This window comes from Pseudomonas sp. GM102 (genome assembly GCF_000282555.1).
In the GTDB taxonomy this organism is placed as follows: domain Bacteria; phylum Pseudomonadota; class Gammaproteobacteria; order Pseudomonadales; family Pseudomonadaceae; genus Aquipseudomonas.
The window spans coordinates 17,869-36,203 of sequence record NZ_AKJB01000086.1 but is presented as its reverse complement, the minus strand read 5'-3'; the positions used below and the strand labels follow the sequence as shown (position 1 = coordinate 36,203).

General features: G+C 59.2%; 20 protein-coding genes. 14 read left to right on the top strand and 6 right to left on the bottom strand.

All coding sequences use genetic code 11. From position 1 onward, the window contains the following. Window positions 1-27: 27 nt before the first annotated feature. On the bottom strand, window positions 28-900 hold the full coding sequence (locus tag PMI18_RS08345) for an esterase/lipase family protein (RefSeq protein ID WP_007903971.1): 873 nt from the start codon (window positions 898-900) through the stop codon (window positions 28-30). A gap of 248 nt (window positions 901-1,148) precedes the next feature. On the opposite strand from PMI18_RS08345, the gene PMI18_RS08350 reads away from it, so the two are divergent. From PMI18_RS08350 to PMI18_RS08395, 10 genes are all read left to right on the top strand, one after another. After that, window positions 1,149-1,865: a FadR/GntR family transcriptional regulator gene (locus PMI18_RS08350; RefSeq protein ID WP_007903969.1), complete on the top strand. Its 717-nt coding sequence runs from the start codon at window positions 1,149-1,151 to the stop codon at window positions 1,863-1,865. 171 nt (window positions 1,866-2,036) lie between these two features. Beyond that, window positions 2,037-2,912, top strand: coding sequence for an SMP-30/gluconolactonase/LRE family protein (locus PMI18_RS08355; protein ID WP_007903967.1), 876 nt, complete (start codon window positions 2,037-2,039; stop codon window positions 2,910-2,912). 273 nt (window positions 2,913-3,185) lie between these two features. Continuing rightward, window positions 3,186-4,004, top strand: a complete 819-nt coding sequence (locus PMI18_RS08360; protein WP_007903965.1) for an SDR family oxidoreductase — start codon at window positions 3,186-3,188, stop codon at window positions 4,002-4,004. 121 nt (window positions 4,005-4,125) lie between these two features. Then, complete coding sequence (locus PMI18_RS08365) at window positions 4,126-5,130, top strand: substrate-binding domain-containing protein (RefSeq protein ID WP_007903960.1); 1,005 nt, start codon at window positions 4,126-4,128, stop codon at window positions 5,128-5,130. 66 nt (window positions 5,131-5,196) lie between these two features. After that, entirely contained in the window at window positions 5,197-6,741 is a 1,545-nt protein-coding gene (gene araG / locus PMI18_RS08370) for an L-arabinose ABC transporter ATP-binding protein AraG (RefSeq protein ID WP_007903952.1), read from the top strand. A 9-nt stretch (window positions 6,742-6,750) separates the two neighbouring features. Next, complete coding sequence (gene araH / locus PMI18_RS08375) at window positions 6,751-7,719, top strand: L-arabinose ABC transporter permease AraH (RefSeq protein ID WP_007903950.1); 969 nt, start codon at window positions 6,751-6,753, stop codon at window positions 7,717-7,719. Between the two features lie 209 nt (window positions 7,720-7,928). After that, window positions 7,929-8,642 (top strand): GntR family transcriptional regulator, encoded by a 714-nt coding sequence (locus tag PMI18_RS08380; RefSeq protein WP_007903946.1) that lies wholly within the window; start codon window positions 7,929-7,931, stop codon window positions 8,640-8,642. After that, window positions 8,639-9,646, top strand: coding sequence for an ADP-ribosylglycohydrolase family protein (locus tag PMI18_RS08385; protein WP_007903941.1), 1,008 nt, complete (start codon window positions 8,639-8,641; stop codon window positions 9,644-9,646). The genes PMI18_RS08380 and PMI18_RS08385 overlap by 4 nt, the downstream gene beginning before the upstream one ends. 210 nt (window positions 9,647-9,856) lie before the next feature. Further along, window positions 9,857-11,323: a purine-cytosine permease family protein gene (locus PMI18_RS08390; RefSeq protein WP_007903940.1), complete on the top strand. Its 1,467-nt coding sequence runs from the start codon at window positions 9,857-9,859 to the stop codon at window positions 11,321-11,323. Continuing rightward, window positions 11,316-12,245 (top strand): PfkB family carbohydrate kinase, encoded by a 930-nt coding sequence (locus tag PMI18_RS08395; protein WP_007903939.1) that lies wholly within the window; start codon window positions 11,316-11,318, stop codon window positions 12,243-12,245. The genes PMI18_RS08390 and PMI18_RS08395 overlap by 8 nt, the downstream gene beginning before the upstream one ends. Window positions 12,246-12,380: 135 nt before the next feature. Here the strand turns inward: PMI18_RS08395 and PMI18_RS08400 are convergent, their stop codons facing one another. The 5 genes from PMI18_RS08400 to PMI18_RS08420 all read right to left on the bottom strand — a co-directional run bounded on the left by PMI18_RS08400 (window position 12,381) and on the right by PMI18_RS08420 (window position 15,574). Continuing rightward, a complete protein-coding gene (locus PMI18_RS08400; RefSeq protein WP_007903937.1) occupies window positions 12,381-12,761 on the bottom strand; it encodes a Rho termination factor N-terminal domain-containing protein in 381 nt (126 codons plus the stop codon). 77 nt (window positions 12,762-12,838) lie between these two features. Beyond that, window positions 12,839-13,093: a hypothetical protein gene (locus tag PMI18_RS08405; protein ID WP_007903936.1), complete on the bottom strand. Its 255-nt coding sequence runs from the start codon at window positions 13,091-13,093 to the stop codon at window positions 12,839-12,841. A 54-nt stretch (window positions 13,094-13,147) separates the two neighbouring features. Further along, a complete protein-coding gene (locus PMI18_RS08410; RefSeq protein ID WP_007903935.1) occupies window positions 13,148-13,462 on the bottom strand; it encodes a hypothetical protein in 315 nt (104 codons plus the stop codon). Between the two features lie 141 nt (window positions 13,463-13,603). Further along, window positions 13,604-14,809: an MFS transporter gene (locus PMI18_RS08415; protein WP_007903934.1), complete on the bottom strand. Its 1,206-nt coding sequence runs from the start codon at window positions 14,807-14,809 to the stop codon at window positions 13,604-13,606. Window positions 14,810-14,896: 87 nt separating this feature from the next. After that, on the bottom strand, window positions 14,897-15,574 hold the full coding sequence (locus PMI18_RS08420) for an HD domain-containing protein (protein ID WP_007903933.1): 678 nt from the start codon (window positions 15,572-15,574) through the stop codon (window positions 14,897-14,899). A gap of 231 nt (window positions 15,575-15,805) precedes the next feature. Between PMI18_RS08420 and PMI18_RS08425 the strand changes: the two genes are divergently transcribed. From PMI18_RS08425 to PMI18_RS08440, 4 genes are all read left to right on the top strand, one after another. Then, on the top strand, window positions 15,806-16,288 hold the full coding sequence (locus tag PMI18_RS08425) for a GNAT family N-acetyltransferase (protein WP_007903931.1): 483 nt from the start codon (window positions 15,806-15,808) through the stop codon (window positions 16,286-16,288). 154 nt (window positions 16,289-16,442) lie between these two features. Beyond that, the gene (locus PMI18_RS08430; protein WP_007903923.1) at window positions 16,443-17,105 is read left to right on the top strand and encodes a hypothetical protein; all 663 of its coding nucleotides are present in this window, start codon (window positions 16,443-16,445) and stop codon (window positions 17,103-17,105) included. Continuing rightward, window positions 17,102-17,596, top strand: a complete 495-nt coding sequence (locus PMI18_RS08435) for a PAAR domain-containing protein (protein WP_007903922.1) — start codon at window positions 17,102-17,104, stop codon at window positions 17,594-17,596. Before PMI18_RS08430 ends, PMI18_RS08435 begins: the two co-directional genes overlap by 4 nt. A 6-nt stretch (window positions 17,597-17,602) precedes the next feature. Next, window positions 17,603-18,334 carry a hypothetical protein gene (locus PMI18_RS08440; protein WP_007903920.1) on the top strand — a complete coding sequence of 244 codons (732 nt, stop codon included), beginning with the start codon at window positions 17,603-17,605 and terminating at the stop codon, window positions 18,332-18,334. Window position 18,335 lies beyond the last annotated feature (1 nt).

Below are 18,335 nucleotides of genomic sequence, written 5' to 3'. Positions count from 1 at the left end.
ATTGCAACGGGCCGTTTTTTTATGGGCTTACAAACCCTTGCTCTTGAGTCGCGCGGCATGTTCCAGGTAGAGCCTGACCGGGCTCACGTTCCAGCTGGTGATCCCGGCCATCTGATTGACTGCGTCAAAGTGGTCCATCGGGTAATCCGAGCGGATCACTTTACCCAGGTGCGAGCTGTAGCGGCCGACCAGCCCATCGTTGGCGTGCTTCTCTTTATAAAACAACTTCGACAGCACGACAGTGTTCAAATGGCTCGGATCGAGTGGTTGCAGGCTTTGGAAGTTCTGCACGATCCCGCTCCAGGAGTAGTAATACACGCCGTTTTCGACTTCGTTGCCTTCGCCGCCCCAAACCTTTGGCACCCCTTGCGGGTACTTGCGATTGAAGGCCGCCAATCCCGCGCTGGTCAGCGATTCGAATGCCGCTTCAGCGTCAATCGGGTTTTCCGGATGGCCGCTGATCAACGAAATGAAGGTGCCGACCGCGCCCAACAGGGCCAGTACGAAGGCTTCGGGCAACTCTCCGGGTGTCAGCGCCTTATGCAATTGGTCGGCAATCTCGGAACCATGATTGGGGCAACTGACCGACGTGACCGACGCGACCTTTTCCGGGTGCAGCGCTGCTACGTAGCGTGCGGCCAGGGGGCCTTGGCTATGGCCGATCAGATTGACCTTGGCAGCTCCCGTTTCCAGCAAAATGCGGTTGACGTGCTCGAGCAGTTTTTCACCGCGTTCCTCATTGCCGTTGACGGCTGGAATATTGACCGCAAACACCTGAGCACCGGCGCGTTCCAGGGCTTCCTCGATTTCGAAGAAGTAGGGGTAACCGGCGATTTTATCGAAGCCGAAAAGACCGTGAACCAACACAATGGGGTATTTCGTAGACGCATCCATGTCCATGTTCATACCTATCGATAGCGGATTTGAAGGGGAACAGACCGCTGACTGCCTGATCTGTTGCGGCTAACCGTAGTTTACAAAGTGGATGGGATCAAAGCGCTTCGAGCAGGATTCGGACGAACAGCCGTGTCCGTATGGCGAGGCATCTGAAAATCCAATTGACACCCAATCATATGATGATTAGCGTGGACACCCATCGCGAACGGCGTTGTGTCGTTTGTTTTTTATCACCGGTCGACGAGGTGCCCATGTCCAGCAGTTTTCATGCGTCGACGGTCGACTGGCTGGGGTGCTGGATTGCTGCCGGCCAGGTAAAGCCCGGCGAAACCATCAAAGTCGAAGCCGATCTGGGCGAGCAGCTCGGTGTCAGCCGTACGGTCATCCGCGAAGCCATCAAAACCCTGGTCGCCAAGGGCATGCTCGAAGTCGGGCCGAAGGTCGGCACGCGCGTATTGCCGGTGCGGCGCTGGAACCTCTTCGATCCTCAAGTCGTCGGCTGGTTGTCGCGCAGCGGCTTGCCGGAAAACTTCGTCGACGACCTGCTCGACCTGCGCCGCACCATTGAACCCATGGCGGTGCGCTGGGCCTGCGAGCGGGCGACGGTGGAACAAGTACAAGCCGTACTCCAGGCCTATAACGCGCTGGAACGGGCAGTGGACAGCGGCGTCGATTACAACCGCGCCGACCAGTTCTTCCACGAGTGCATCCTCGCCGCCAGCCACAATCAATTCATCGAACAAATGGTCCCGGCCCTCGGCGCGTTGCTGGCCGTGTCTTTCGAAGTGTCTGCCGCCGACCCGGACGAACTGCGCCGAACCTTGCCAATCCACAAAGACATGGCCGACGCCATCGCCGCCCGGGATGCCGCGCGGGGTGTGTGGGCTTGCATGACGCTGATCGATAACGCGGACCTGGCGATCAAACGCTTCTACCCGCAAGTCATGGCCGACAAGAAGGCTAGCTAACAATAAGAACCCTTGTGGGAGCGGGCTTGTGTGGCGAGGGGGCTTGCCCCGTTGGGGGGCGAAGCACCCCTAACAACAGTCTGGTTTTACGACTGCTTCGCAGCCGAACGGGGCGAGCCCCCTCGCCACATAAGCCGCTCCCACACAAAGCAATAAGAGAAAGGAGGTTTCATGACGTGGACTGCCGTTACCGGACACCGTGCGCAACTCGGCGAAGGCCCGTTTTGGGATGCTCCGACCCAGGCGCTGTATTGGGTAGATATCGCGGGTAAGCAAGCGCTGAGGCTGATCGGCGCCAACGTGGAAATCTGGCAGATGCCGGAACACGTGTCCGCATTCATCCCCTGCGAAAGCGGCGATGCCCTGGTGACATTGAGCAGTGGGGTTTATCGGCTGGACCTGGCTTCCCCAGGCCTGGAACCTCGGCTGACCTTGTTCTGCGTGGCCGATCCGCAACCCGGCAATCGCCCCAACGAAGCCCGCTGCGATGCCCAAGGCCGGCTCTGGCTGGGCACCATGCAAAACAACATCGGTGAGCAGGGCGAAGATTTACCCGTCGTGCGCCGCTCGGGGGGCCTGTTTCGCATCGACCGCGATGCTCGGGTCACGCCACTGCTTCGAGGATTAGGTATTCCCAACACGTTGCTGTGGAGCGACGACGGCACCACCCTGTATTTCGCCGACAGCCTCGACAGCACGCTTTACCGACATTTCATCCATACCGACGGCAACCTGGACACCGCCTATGTCTGGCTTGGCCCCCACGAACGTGGCGGCCCCGACGGCTCGGCGATGGATGCCGAGGGCTATATATGGAACGCCCGATGGGACGGCAGTTGTCTGCTCAGGCTGACCCCGGACGGTTATGTGGATCGGGTAATCGAGCTGCCGGTCAGCCGTCCCACCAGTTGCGTGTTCGGTGGCGAAGACTTCAAAACCCTGTACATCACCAGCGCCGCAAGCCCATTCAATCATCCGTTGGACGGCGCGCTGTTATCGATTCGAGTGGATGTACCCGGAAAAGCCTGTCAGCGGTTTGTGGGATAAATCCCAAAATATGGGATGTAAAATTATATATTGAGATTATTTGGTGGTCGGGTTTATAGTCGGCCCCATCAGTTACACGCACTCACACTTAAAAAAACAAAACAGGTGAAGTGATGCAGCGATATTCCACCGCACTCCCTTACGGAGTCAGTGCTTCAGGCCGCCTCGGCGCCCGGGCGTTTTCTCGCCTGCCTGCCTGTTCCCAACAGCTTTTTGACCGGACATCGACAGATGTCCGGTTTTCGTCGTGCCTTCAAACAGGAGTGTTGATCCATGGCTGAACCTCTTTCCTTGCCACCGGTGCCTGAGCCGCCCAAGGGTGAGCGCCTGAAGAACAAGGTGGTGCTGTTGACCGGCGCCGCTCAGGGTATTGGCGAAGCGATTGTCGCGACCTTCGCCTCTCAGCAGGCCAGGCTGATCATCAGTGATATTCAGGGCGAGAAAGTCGAAAAAGTCGCGGCGCACTGGCGTGAGCAAGGCGCGGATGTCGTGGCGATCAAGGCCGACGTATCGCGCCAGCAAGACCTGCACGCCATGGCCAGATTGGCCATCGAACTTCACGGCCGAATCGACGTGCTGGTCAACTGTGCCGGGGTCAACGTGTTCCGCGACCCGCTGCAAATGTCCGAAGAAGATTGGCGGCGCTGCTTCGCCATCGATCTGGACGGCGCCTGGTATGGCTGCAAAGCCGTGTTGCCGCAAATGATCGAGCAGGGCATCGGCAGCATCATCAACATTGCCTCGACCCATTCCACTCACATCATTCCCGGCTGCTTCCCGTACCCGGTGGCCAAGCACGGTTTGCTCGGTCTGACCCGCGCCTTGGGCATCGAATACGCACCCAAGGGCATTCGCGTCAATGCCATCGCCCCGGGCTACATCGAAACCCAACTGAACGTTGATTACTGGAACGGTTTTGCCGACCCCCATGCTGAACGTCAGCGGGCCTTCGACCTGCATCCACCGCGGCGCATCGGCCAGCCGATTGAAGTGGCGATGACCGCTGTGTTCCTGGCCAGCGATGAAGCGCCGTTCATCAATGCTTCATGCATCACCATCGATGGTGGACGCTCGGTCATGTACCACGACTGAATAACTCGGGTTTCAAGCGCGAAACTACGTCTGAAATCCAATCATCATACGATATGACTATTGGCTGCATGCTTTGAAGGCTTTCAAATAACGCTCAAAAAAAATAACAAGGAGTCAGCTTATGAAACGTCGTCGTGGGATCCGTTCCCTGTGCTGTGCCGCTTTGGCGGTCACCGCGGTCAGCCTCAGCAGTACATTGCTGGCGGCCGAGGAAGTGAAGATCGGTTTTCTGGTCAAGCAAGCGGAAGAGCCCTGGTTCCAGACCGAATGGGCCTTCGCCGAAAAGGCCGGTAAGGACAAGGGCTTCACCGTCATCAAGATCGCCGTGCCTGATGGCGAGAAAACCCTCTCGGCCATCGACAGCCTGGCGGCCAACGGTGCCAAGGGCTTTGTGATCTGCCCGCCGGACGTGTCCCTCGGCCCGGCAATCATGGCCAAGGCCAAGCTCAACGGTTTGAAAGTGATCGCCGTCGATGACCGTTTCGTCGATGCCAGCGGCAAGTTCATGGAAGACGTGCCGTACCTGGGCATGGCGGCTTTCGAAGTCGGCCAGAAACAGGGCGCCGCCATGGCCACAGAGGCGAAAAAACGCGGCTGGGAATGGAAAGACACTTACGCGGTGATCAACACCTACAACGAACTCGACACCGGTAAGAAACGCACTGATGGCTCTGTCAAAGCGTTGGAAGACGCCGGTATGCCGAAAGACCACATCCTCTTCTCGGCGCTGAAAACCCTCGACGTACCGGGCAGCATGGACGCCACCAACTCGGCCTTGGTGAAGCTTCCGGGTGCGGCGAAAAACCTGATCATCGGCGGCATGAACGACAACACCGTGCTGGGCGGCGTGCGCGCCACCGAAAGCGCCGGTTTTGCCGCGACCAACGTGATCGGCATCGGCATCAACGGCACCGATGCCATCGGCGAACTGAAGAAACCCAACAGCGGCTTCTTCGGCTCGATGCTGCCGAGCCCACACATCGAGGGCTACAACACCGCGAGCATGATGTACGAGTGGGTCACCACCGGCAAAGAACCGCCCAAATACACCGCGATGGATGACGTTACGCTAATCACGCGCGACAACTTCAAGCAGGAACTGGAAAAAATCGGCCTGTGGAACTGAGGCGCGGTTGATTTCATCGGCGGCCCTGGCGACGGGGCTGCCTGACCGGTGTGATGAGGTGGGTTTATGCACGCGCACGTACAAACAAATGAACAGGGCATTGGCGGCAGCCTGCGCTTCAACGGGATCGGCAAAACCTTTCCCGGGGTGAAGGCGCTGGACGGCATCAGCTTCGTCGCCCATCCGGGGCAGGTTCACGCCTTGATGGGCGAGAACGGTGCGGGTAAATCCACGCTGCTGAAAATCCTGGGTGGTGCTTACACGCCGAGCAGCGGCGATCTGCAGATCGGCGAGCAGAAGAGGATTTTCAAATCTACCGCCGACAGCATTGGCAGCGGGGTCGCGGTAATCCATCAGGAGCTGCACCTGGTGCCGGAAATGACCGTCGCCGAGAACCTGTTTCTCGGGCATCTGCCGGCGAGTTTCGGACTGATCAATCGCGGCGCTTTGCGGCAACAGGCATTGGCCTGCCTCAAAGGCCTGGCCGATGAAATCGACCCGCAGGAGAAAGTCGGGCGCTTGTCCCTGGGCCAGCGGCAACTGGTGGAAATCGCCAAGGCGTTGTCCCGTGGCGCGCATGTGATTGCATTCGACGAGCCCACCAGCAGCCTGTCGGCGCGGGAGATCGATCGCCTGATGGCGATCATCGGGCGCCTGCGCGACGAAGGCAAAGTGGTGCTTTACGTCTCCCATCGCATGGAAGAAGTGTTCCGCATCTGCAACGCGGTGACGGTGTTCAAGGACGGCCGCTTCGTGCGCACCTTCGAGGACATGAGCGCGCTGACCCATGATCAGTTAGTGACGTGCATGGTCGGTCGCGACATTCAGGACATCTACGATTACCGCAGTCGTCCGCGCGGCGCAGTGGCGCTCAAGGTCGACGGGTTACTGGGGCCGGGCTTGCGTGAGCCGGTGAGTTTCGAGGCGCACAAGGGTGAAATCCTCGGGCTGTTCGGCCTGGTCGGTGCCGGGCGCACCGAGCTGTTCCGAATGCTCAGCGGGCTCACGCGCAACACCGCCGGGCGCCTGGAGTTGCGCGGTCGTGAACTGAAACTGCATTCGCCGCGCGATGCCATTGCAGCGGGGATTTTGCTGTGCCCCGAAGACCGCAAGAAGGAGGGCATCCTGCCGCTGGCAAGCGTCGCCGAGAACATCAACATCAGCGCTCGAGGCGCCCATTCCACCTTCGGCTGCCTGTTGCGCGGCCTGTGGGAAAAGGACAATGCCGACAAGCAGATCAAGGCGCTGAAGGTGAAGACGCCCAACGCGGCGCAGAAAATCATGTACCTGTCTGGCGGCAATCAGCAGAAGGCGATTCTCGGTCGCTGGCTGTCGATGCCAATGAAAGTCCTGCTGCTCGACGAGCCCACCCGGGGCATCGACATCGGTGCCAAAGCCGAGATCTACCAGATCATCCATAACCTGGCGGCCAGCGGCATCGCGGTGATTGTGGTGTCCAGCGACCTGATGGAAGTCATGGGCATTTCCGACCGCATCCTGGTGCTCTGCGAAGGCGCGATGCGCGGCGAACTGACCCGCGAACAAGCCAATGAATCCAACCTGCTGCAACTGGCGTTGCCACGCCAACGCGCTGCCGACGTGGCGAACTGAGAGGTGACTATGACCGTCCAAAACAACGCTCTGCCAACCCCGCGCAAACCACTGGACCTGCGGCGCTTTCTCGATGACTGGGTGATGCTGCTGGCGGCCGTCGGGATCTTCGTGCTCTGCACCTTGCTGATCGACAACTTCCTGTCGCCACTGAACATGCGTGGCTTGGGCCTGGCGATTTCTACGACCGGGATTGCCGCATGCACCATGTTGTATTGCCTGGCGTCCGGGCATTTCGACTTGTCGGTGGGCTCGGTGATTGCCTGCGCCGGCGTGGTCGCGGCGGTGGTAATGCGCGACACCGACAGCGTGTTCCTCGGCGTGAGTGCGGCGCTGGTGATGGGGCTGATTGTCGGGCTGATCAACGGGATCGTGATCGCCAAGCTACGGGTCAATGCGTTGATCACCACGCTGGCGACCATGCAGATTGTGCGTGGCCTGGCTTACATTTTTGCCAACGGCAAAGCGGTGGGCGTTTCGCAGGAACAGTTCTTCGTCTTCGGCAACGGCCAGTTGTTCGGTGTGCCGGTGCCGATTCTGATCACCATCGTCTGCTTCCTGTTTTTCGGTTGGTTGCTGAATTACACCACCTACGGGCGCAACACCATGGCCATCGGCGGCAACCAGGAAGCAGCGCTGTTGGCCGGGGTGAACGTTGACCGGACCAAGATCCTCATCTTCGCCGTACACGGTGTGATCGGTGCGTTGGCCGGGGTGATTCTGGCGTCGCGCATGACGTCCGGTCAGCCGATGATCGGCCAGGGTTTCGAGCTGACGGTGATCTCGGCTTGCGTGCTTGGCGGGGTGTCGTTGAGTGGCGGGATCGGGATGATTCGGCATGTGATTGCCGGGGTTCTGATTCTGGCGATCATTGAGAATGCGATGAACCTGAAGAATATCGATACGTTTTATCAATACGTGATTCGTGGTTCGATCCTGTTGCTGGCGGTGGTGATTGACCGGTTGAAACAGCGCTGACGGACATTCTTTTACCGATCATTCCCACGCTCTGCGTGGGAATGCAGCCCGGGACGCTCCGCGTCCCAACAGCGGACGCAGAGCGTCCATTGAGGCATTCCCACGCGGAGCATGGGAACGATCATTTGAAGGATCCTTCACCCACTTTCACAAAATATCCCTTGCTCGCCCCAACCCGTTTCAGCTATGACGGTACACCCGAGGTGTACATGATCAGACCAGTACGATTAGACAAGAAACAACAGGTGGTCGACGAGCTCACCCGGCGCATCGAAAACGGCCTCATGGAGGACGGCGTTCCATTGCCGGGCGAGCATCAGTTGGCTCAAGAATTCAAGGTCAGCCGCGGCACGCTGCGTGAAGCCCTGGTCGAACTGAAGCGGCGCCACGACATCGTTACGCAAGGCGCGGTGGGGTCCATCGTTACGTTCGATGGTGTGGTGCTCGATCAGCGCAACGGCTGGGCCCAGGCGCTGGCCGACAACGGGGCGCTGATCAATACCGAAGTGCTGCGGCTGGAGGCGGTTACTCGTCCGGACCTGTTGGCGCGCTTCGGTACCGATCAATTCATCACCCTCGATCGTCGCCGCCGTGGCACCGATGGCACCCTGGTGTCTCTTGAGCGTTCATTGATGCCCGCCACTGGCGGCCTGGAAAGTCTCCCGCGAGTGGGGCTGATCGATGATTCCCTGACCATCACGCTGGCCGCCTACGGCTATATTGGCGAGCATGGCGATCAGTGGATCGGTGCCGAACCCTTGAACGCCGAAGACGCCAAGCTGCTCGGACGCCCGGAGGGCACGGTGTTCCTCAAGGCCCTGCGTACCACCTACGACCGTCAGAACCGCTTCATGGAACAAGTCGAAAGCCTGCTCGATCCGGTGCGCTTTCGTCTGCATTTGCAAATTGGAGCTTCAAAGTGACCGAACTCGACCGTGCCCTCGGCGCGTTCTACGGACTGGCCCTGGGCGATGCGTTGGGCATGCCGACACAATCCCTGAGCCGCGCCGAGATCAAGGCGCGCTTCGGCGAGATCACTGATCTGCAGGACGCTGGCCCGGATCAACCGATCGCTGCAAACATGCCCAAAGGTTCGATCACTGACGATACGGAGCAGGCGATCCTGGTCGGTCAGTTATTGATTGAAGGCGAGGGCTGGATCGAACCGCAGGTGCTGGCCCAGCGCTTGATCGAATGGGAAGCCGCGATGCAAGCCAAGGGTTCGCAGGATTTGCTCGGCCCCTCGACCAAACGCGCGATCGAGATGATTCTCGCCGCCCACTCGCTGGAAGAGGCAGGCCGCCACGGCACTACCAACGGCGCGGCCATGCGCATCACGCCGGTGGGGATTGCGGCCGATGTTGCCGATCCCGAGCGTTTCCTCCGCGCTGTGGTGCAAGCCTGTCAGGTGACTCACAACACCACGCTGGGAATTGCCAGTGCGGCGGCGGTGGCGGCGGTGGTTTCTGCCGGGATCAACGGCATGGACCTGGGCGAGGCATTGAACCTCGGCCAGCAGATCGCTCAGCAAGCCGAGGGTCATGGCCACTGGGTCGCTGGTGGACGTATCGCCTCGCGCATCAGTTGGGCGCGGAGCATCAGCGTCGACAGCGACAAAGCGTTGCTGGCGGATTTGCTGTACGACGTGATCGGCACGTCGGTGGCCTCGCAGGAATCGGTGGTGGTGTCGTTCGCGCTGGCTCAGCAAGTGGCTATCGGGGAAATGACGGCCTTCGAAGCGTTGTGCATGGCTGCCAGTTTGGGCGGAGATACCGACACCATCGCGGCGATTCTTGGTGCAATGCTTGGGGCCTGCCTGGGACTTGAGAGTTGGCCTGCCGCGATGATCGAGCAGGTTAAAGCAGTAAATGATTTGCAGCTGGAACCGTTGGTGCAAGGGCTTTTGGCTTTGCGTTGTTCGCGCTGACGCCATCGCGAGCAGGCTCGCTCCCACAGGGTATGGTGCAATCTCAAGGCACACGCCGTACCTGTGGGAGCGAGCCTGCTCGCGATAGGGGCGCCGCCTATTTAGAATTTCACCCGCAATGGAACGCACTGATATGGCAAGGATCGCCGGAATGTTATCTCGACTTCCGAAATTGCCCATAACCACAACAATGGCAACAGGAGCATTTTTATGAGTTCATCGAACACCGGGCAGAACGCCGGGCAATTGGAAACCCGTGGCATCGAACCGGTGCCGGAAGGGGAGTGCAACGGTCACCCACAGCAACTCTTCTGGGTCTGGTTTGCGGCCAACATCTCCATCCTCGGCTTACCGTTGGGCGCCACGCTGGTGGCCTTCCGCGGCCTGGCAATCTGGCAGGCGATCATCGTCGCCATCCTCGGTGCCGCCGGTTCGTTCGCGGTAGTCGGGATCATCTCCATTGCCGGTCGTCGTGGTCGCGCACCGAGCCTGACCTTGTCGCGAGCTATCTTCGGGGTGCGCGGCAATATCGGCCCGACGCTGGTCTCGCTGATGTCGCGACTGGGTTGGGAAACCGTCAACACCACCACCGCCGCATTCGTCTTGCTGTCGTTGTGCTCGATTCTGTTCGGCTCGCCGGTGGAAGCCAAAAGTGCGCCGCTGCTGACCCTGGTGTTTATCGCGATTTTTGTACTGCTGACGTTGTCGGTGTCCGGCCTCGGCCATGCCACGTTGCTGGTGATCCAGAGATGGGCGACCTACGTGTTCGGTGGGTTGAACATCCTGGTCGGCGGTTTCCTCTGCGTGACCATCGACTGGAGCGCTGTATTCAACGCCACGCCAGCGCCCCTGAGCGCAATGATCATCGGCATCGGCACCATGGCCGCCGGCACCGGGATCGGTTGGGCCAACGCCGGTGCCGACATGTCGCGCTACCAGCACCGCAGCGTCAAGGCCGTGCGTCTGATGGCGTCGGCGGCGTTCGGTGCGGGGATTCCTCTGGTGCTGCTGATCACCCTCGGTGGTCTGTTGTCGGTGGGCAACAATGATCTGGCCTCGGCCACTGACCCGATCGTCGCGATCCGCGACATGCTGCCAACCTGGATGGCCGTGCCGTACCTGATCACCGCATTCGGCGGGCTGCTACTGTCAAACAACCTGTCGGTGTACTCCGCCGGTTTGACTACGCTGACCCTCGGCCTGAAGGTCAAGCGCGTGTATGCGGTGGTGCTCGATATCATTGCTATCTTCGCCGGTTCGATCTACTTCATGCTGATCGCCGAGAGTTTTTACGGCCCGTTCATCACCTTCATTTCCTTGCTGGCGGTGCCGATCACAGCGTGGGTCGGGATCTTTGTGGTCGACCTGATTCACCGGCATTACTACAGCCCCAAGGACCTGCTGGACGTCAGCCCGAGCAGCGCCTACTGGTATCGCGGTGGCGTCGAGTGGCGCGCCTTCGGTGCATGGGCGGTGGCGATTGTGCTGGGTTTCAGTTTCACCACCATTGGCACCACTGAACAAGATGTCTGGTTCCGGGGCTTTTTGTCAGACTCCTGGCTGGGCCACAACGGCCTGGGCTGGATCGTCACGTTCGTGGTGGCCGGTGGCATTTACTGGGTGCTCGGCGGCGCCAAGGACCGCCGAGCCGCGTTGATCGAGCCGGCTCATGCCTAATCTGCTACACACCGGCCAGGTCATGATCGACCTGGTCATGGCCGTGGATAAATTGCCTCAATCGGGCGGTGACGTGCTGGCGCAATCCGCCCGTTTCGAAGCTGGCGGTGGCTTCAATGTGATGGCTGCGGCCCGGCGAAACGGCTTGCCGGTGGTCTACCTCGGTGGCCATGGCAAGGGCCGTTTCGGCGACATGGCCCGAGAGGCGATGACGGCTGAAGGCATTCGGATCGGCATTGATCAGAGCACTGAGCGCGACACCGGGCTGTGTGTCGCGCTGACCGAAGCTTCGGCTGAGCGCACGTTCATTTCCTGCATCGGTGCCGAAAGCGAATTGACCGCCGAATGCCTGGCGAGCGTGGCGATCGAGGCGGGCGATTTTGTCTATGTCAGCGGCTATAGCCTGCTGCATGGCGGCAAGGCTCAGGCGTTGGTGGATTGGGTGCTGGATTTGCCAGACGGGGTCAAGGTGGTGTTCGATCCGGGGCCGTTGGTGGATTCGCCGGACGCGCCGCTGATGAAAGCCTTGTTGCCGCGCATCGATCTGTGGACCAGCAACCGTGTCGAGGCGCAGCGATTTACCGGGACGTCAGACATTACCGAGGTGTTGAATAGGCTGGCGGATCATTTGCCGACGGACGCCTTGATGGTGGTTCGCGATGGGCCGCAGGGGTGCTGGATCAGCCAGCAGGGTGACCGTCAGCATGTGCCGGGATTCAAGGTCACGGCTGTCGACAGCAACGGTGCGGGGGATGCCCATGCCGGGGTGTTGGTTGCGGGGTTGGCGCAAGGTTTGTCGGCGATAGACGCGGCGCGGCGGGCCAACGCGGCAGCTGCTTTGGCCGTCACTCGTTGGGGGCCGGCGACTTCGCCGGGGGCGGTTGAGGTGGATGTATTGATTCGGGAGACCTATGGCGTCTGATTGACCGCTATCGCGAGCAGGCTCGCTTACACAGTGGATCTATGCCAGCCGCTAATATTGCGATTCACACGAATCAACTGTGGGAGCGGGCTTGCTCGCGAAGAGGCCCTCAAACTCACCATCAAATCCGAACCCTTACCCGGCCTTGCGCAACGCCTCGATCAACTCCTGCTTGCGCATGCTCGAGCGCCCCGGAATCTTCTTCGCCCGGGCTTCTTTCTTCAGGCTGTCCACTGTTTGCGTATCGCGCGAAGCCTTGCTGTTGCGCGGCTTGCCTTCACGGGTGGCCACCGCACGTCGGGCTGACTCCTTGCGATCTGCAGACTTGGCGCTGGCCGGCTTCTTGCGCCCGGAGCCGCCGGCGCGTTCACCTCCGCCCGACTGCTTGTTCACCGTGGCCCAGGCGCGAGCTTCGGCTTCATCTTTCGACACGCCTTTGTGCTCGTAGCTTTCTTCGATGTGTTCGGCCTTGCGTTTTTGCTCGGCGGTGTATTTGTCTTTGCTTCCACGAGGCATGGGATTTCTCCTGGTTGTAGGCGCTGGCGAAGCCTGCGATCTTTGCTTTTCAAACATTCAAAGCAGCGCCTACTCGGTTAGACATCCAGCTTGCGCGCCGCTTCAACCCCAGCGGCGCTGAGTTTGATCGGCAGGTTCAGCGAGTGCTCGCCGGCTTCGTTGCAGATCACATGACCGTGCTGGATCAGCCCGCGATCCTGCAGAGTGGCGAGGGTGCTGGCCACGACTTTCTCCCCCCGGTAATTGTCCAGAACCTCCTTGCCCAAGCCATTTGGGTGGGCGTGTAGCAGACGGGTCAGGACTTCTTTTTCCAGGTTTTTATCGACGTTCATGGTTACCTCTTCGTTAGGACGGATAGGTATTGCAGGTCGCTCGTATCGGCGATTTTATGGACGGGTGCCAAGGCCTTCGGAGCCCGAGCCTCCGGTGGTGGTTTTCGAGCCGATGCCGGTTCCGGCGTTATCGGGAGTCTGGGGGCCGGGTGTATTCATCCCGCCCTGTCCGTCCGCCTCGTCGTGATAAATCCGTGGGTCTGTGGCCGTCGGAGAAGGCGATCGACCGCTGTCGATACCTTGGGTGGTCGCAGATTCGGGCCTTTGAAGTGGGTCGCTCGGGTCGGTCCCGGAAGAGCTGGTCGCGGCGAACGCGACAGAGGAGAGCAGCGTGGTAAGAGCGAGGGCGGTCAGTCGGGACGTGGTCATGGTGTCGTCTCCGTTGATTAGAATCCTTACCCGATATTGGTCCTCGCTAACCTGGATTGGTGCCTGATGAACGACGAGCGGTCCAGGGGGTGTTCTCAATGAGTTTCCGGCGCAGCGGGGAAACTCATTGAGAATGCCCCCCTAGGCCTGCTGCAACGATTTGATCCTGCTCACGTGACGCCAGATCAACCGACCTACGGTGATCAGCCAGTTCAGCAGGGCGACCGTCAGTACCGTGAGCAACAGTGTCATCATCCCGTGTTCGACGATGATTCTGCCGGCCAGCAACGGAAAGCCGAACACGCCGACGAAGTAGGACAGGCTGAACAACAGCAAGGACTGCGAGGTGCTGCCGGACGGTGCTTCGTTCGCCGCCAGGCCATTGATTACCGAATACGTCAGCCCATAACCCACCCCGAGCATCATCGCCGCCAGCACGTAGCTGAATCCGTCATCGACGACAAAACCGAACATCAGGATCGAAACCATCATCAGGCCCGACAACAGGCAGGAGGCACGCAATGGATCGCGTTTGACCACGAACCCGGCAATCAACATACGGCTGCTGATCGCCGCGCCCATGAAGCCGAAAAAGAACAGCGAATAATCAAGTGAACGGGACGTCGCGTAACTGGTTTGAAAACTCGACAGACCACCGAATACACAACCGCCGAGGCCGACCATGATGATCGGGAACACGGCTCTGGAGGACAATACCCGAGCCGTTGTGTGCCAGGATATTCGTGCGACTGACGCTGATGCCGAGGGTGTTTTCTTGAGCTGGGCATCCAGCCGCCAGAACAGCAAAGCACCGATCAGGCTGGCCAGCGCCGCGAGGTAAAACGCTGCCGTCACCGGATACCCGAGAGCGCTGGCTGCGCGGCCCAACAATGGACCGCTGCCGATCCCGGTCATCATGCTGCCCGACAGCAGCGCAAAGTATTTAGCCCGTTGCGCAGGCGTCACCAGACTCGCGACGATGATCGGTCCGAGCGTGTAGAAAACGCCCCAGCCCAACCCTAGCATCAGTCCAAAAAACAGCAGCAGATTGCCAAAGCCAGGCGTCAAGGCAAATCCCAGGCTGGCGGCCACCAGTAAGAGGCTGAACAGTGCAATGGAGCGCGCCGCGCCGAGCAGGTCGGACAAGTGACCGGAAACAATCACTGCCGCAAAGGTGCTGAGCATCGCCGCCGAAATCACGCTGCCGGCATCGAGTTCGTTGCCACCGCGAGAGCCAATGAGCAACGACAGTAGAAAAGTCGAGCCATAGGACAACGACAACAAATAGCTGGCGAGGCAGAACAGACTGAACAACCTGCTTGAGACGGGTGGGGCGGCGGTAGACATGAGTCGTCTCTTGACCTGATAGAAGCGAATGTCATCTATCTATCACGCAAGGTATCGATGATAGGTCTGTGGTTACCGATTTCAGGGTTAGCGCAGACCGGAGTAATGCTCTGGGCAGACGCCGATTTCTTCCTTGAACAGCTCCATGAAACCCTTCAGGCGTTCGTGGCGAATCTGTGCCAGACGTTGACCGGTGGTCGTTTGGAAACCGTCCGCCAGGTGCAGCAGTTTGGTCTGGAAATGATCGAGGCAAAAGCGCTTGTCGTTGTAGTCCCGTTCTTTTGCTTCTGGGTCCAAAGGGTCATACAACGCACTGCCCATGCGCCCGGCGATGTAGAAGGTACGTGCCACGCCGAGCATACCAAGGGAGTCCAGGCGGTCGGCGTCCTGGATGATTTTCGCTTCGAGGGTGGTGGGCGTGATGTTGGCGCTGAAGCTGTGGGCTTCGATGGCGTGAACGACTGCTGTGATTTTTGCGCCAGGCCAATCCAGGGCTATCAGTACGGTCGAAGCTTTCTGCGCCGCCAGTCGTGATGCCTGTGAGCGCAGTGGCGAGTTCTTCTCCACCGCCACACAATCGTGCAACAGCACGGCGGCCAGCAGTACCTCAAGATCACCGCCTTCTTGCGCATGAAGCGTGCGCACGTTGTGCCACACCCGCTGCAAGTGGGACAGATCATGGGCGCCATCCTCGCCAGGCTCCAGCGCGTGGGGCAGCAGGCTTGAGGCCAGATTATGCAGAGGCGCAAAAGCGATAGCGGTCATAAAAGTCCTTTAGTGTGGAAACGCTTTTGTGGCGAGGGAGCTTGCTCCCGCTGGGCTGCACAGCAGCCCCACCCCCAGACGACACGGTATTTCAGTTAGATCGGCGTCGCCAGCTTTGCGACTGCTTTGCAGCCGAACGGGAGCAAGCTCCCTCGCCACAGTGCTATCAAATGTGACGAGCGCCGCGCGCGGACTTAGTATGGCGTTTTCAACTTTTCACAAGGCACGTCCATGACGATCGAAATCCGCCCGGCAACCCCCAGCGATGCTCCGCAAATCCTCGCGTTCATCACTGAACTGGCCGACTTCGAACGTGCCCGCCACGAAGTCATCGCCAGCGTCGCCGACATCGAGCGCAGCCTGTTCAGCGAAGGCGCCACCGCCCATGGCCTGATTTGCCTGCGCGATGGCCTGCCGATCGGCTTTGCGGTGTTCTTTTTCAGCTATTCCACTTGGTTGGGCAGCAACTGCCTGTACCTCGAAGACCTCTACATCACTCCCGAACAACGGGGCGGCGGCGCCGGTAAAACCTTGCTGCGCCATTTGGCGAAAATCGCCTGCGCCAATGACTGCGGCCGTTTCGAATGGAGCGTGCTGGACTGGAACAAACCGGCGATCGAATTCTACAAATCCCTCGGCGCACAACCGCAGGAAGAGTGGGTGCGGTATCGGATGGATGGGGCGGTGTTGCGCGAGTTTGCCGAGGGACGTTGATCGTTGCTGGCAATCTGATATGAATCGGTTGTTCGCACCGCTTTAGTCCGGCATTCTGTGCGCCCTTTGCGCGCTCACGGACGACACCTGCAATGCCTTTGGCACTCTTTCTCCACGCCCGTGGAGCCTTCGCCGCGTCAATGAGTGACCGGCGATGAGCGGACTTCGGGCGACTCTGCGTTTGTATGGCCTGGCGAAAAACCTAGGCTCCACGGACGACCTCCATCGCCAGCCGGTGGACATCCTTTGCACCCTCAACCGCACGGGCGGTAAGGCGATCCGGGCGTTCGTCTCGCGTCTGGACGCCGAGTTGATGACGCGTAGTCGTGGTCTTGAGGAGTACCGCGTCGTACCGCTTCGAACGTTCGATCCAAACCCGTTTATCCAGGAACATCAGGGCTGGCTGACGCTGCACGTCTGCTGTGGCTTCGTTGCCCTGGCGGATCAATCGTTATTGAACGACGGCACGTTGCTGCCCATGGGCTGGTACGTCTATTCCGACATCGGCCAATGGACCGCAGAGCATTACATCGACTTCGGCCCGCAGATGGCCAGCCTGCTGCAGGCGTCCTATGACCGGATCGGGTTGCGTGACTACAACGCCGTGCTCAACGACCTCGACAGCATCTCGGATGCGGCTCTGGAATGGCAAGTCGCCGAGGCCTGGCAAACCCTTCACAACGTTTCATCCTCCGACAGCCATAACGATTGCCACGCGCTGTTCGACCCGGTCGATAACCGCTGGCGCTTTGCCGCGACCGACATCGATATCCATCAGCCTCACCCTGAATCTCAGAAGCAAGGAGCTTTGACTTGAGTGGAAAACCCGCTGCGCGCGTCACCGACCCGACCGCATGCCCATTGCCGGGCCATGGCACCAATCCGATCGTCTCTGGCTCCCCGGACGTGTTCTTCGATGGCCTCGCGGCTGCCCGCATGACCGACAAATCCGCCTGCGGCAGCCCGATCACCGGAGCCATCTCCGGCACGGTATTCATCAACGGCCTCAACGCCGCAACGCTCGACAGTACCGGCGGGCATGGCAACGTGGTGGTTGGCGGCTCTGGCACAATCATTATTGGCCAGAGTGGCGGAGGGGCGGCGTTTAGTGGATTGCTGCCGATGCCGGTGCATTTCACGGACAGGTTGCAAGTGGTCAATGAGGCAACTGGAGAGCCCGTTCCCTATCACCCCTACACCATTCAGCGTGGTGACGGCAGCGAAGAGCATGGCATCACGGATGCGTCCGGGTTTACCCATACCGTCAGTTCGCATTTGGCTGAAACTATTAAATTGTTTGTGGAGTGATCAAGGATGGCCGATGAAAACGCGACGGTAGAAGCACCCTTGGCGAAAAGAGAGGTAAAAACTCATACGCTTACGTGCAAGACAGATCATTCTGTCAAGCAAGTTTCTGTTGGGGTGCGGGATCTGGTTATATTTTTTATCGGTGGTGCGGGAGATCAGGAAAGTTATTATCTTACTGGTCCAAATAACAATATTGGATATGTTCGTAATATAGCTGTTGCGGATGCAGCAAAGTTTAATATGTTGAATCGCTGCCCTTCATGGCTTCTCAGCTACAATGCATTTATTAGTGATGAGGGCTTAGAGCGGAATGTGATCAGTCGAATACCTAATTGCTCTACGGCGATTTACATTGTTGGTCATAGTCTTGGCGGATGGAATGGCGCTCATCTATCCAGTGTGTTGACCGATAGAGGGTTTAAAGTAAGGATGTTGATGACATTGGATCCTGTAGGTGAGGGTAAAATCGTTTACGGAATATCAAATATTTACAGGCGAGAGCCAAAGCCGAAAGCTGAATACTGGGTTAACATTCGAGCCGCTGCTACCGATTGGAATTTTTCGGATCTGGTTGCAGATTTTGGTGAGCAATGGGAAGTCACGCAAGGCCCTAATGTTATGGGTAAGGTCGACATCAATCACGCGGATGCCGACCTGATGTTCATGCAGGTGTTGCCGACCGGGAAGTCGGCTCGTCAGATATTCAATGAATCGATTTTAAACTATTTCAGGGAGTGAT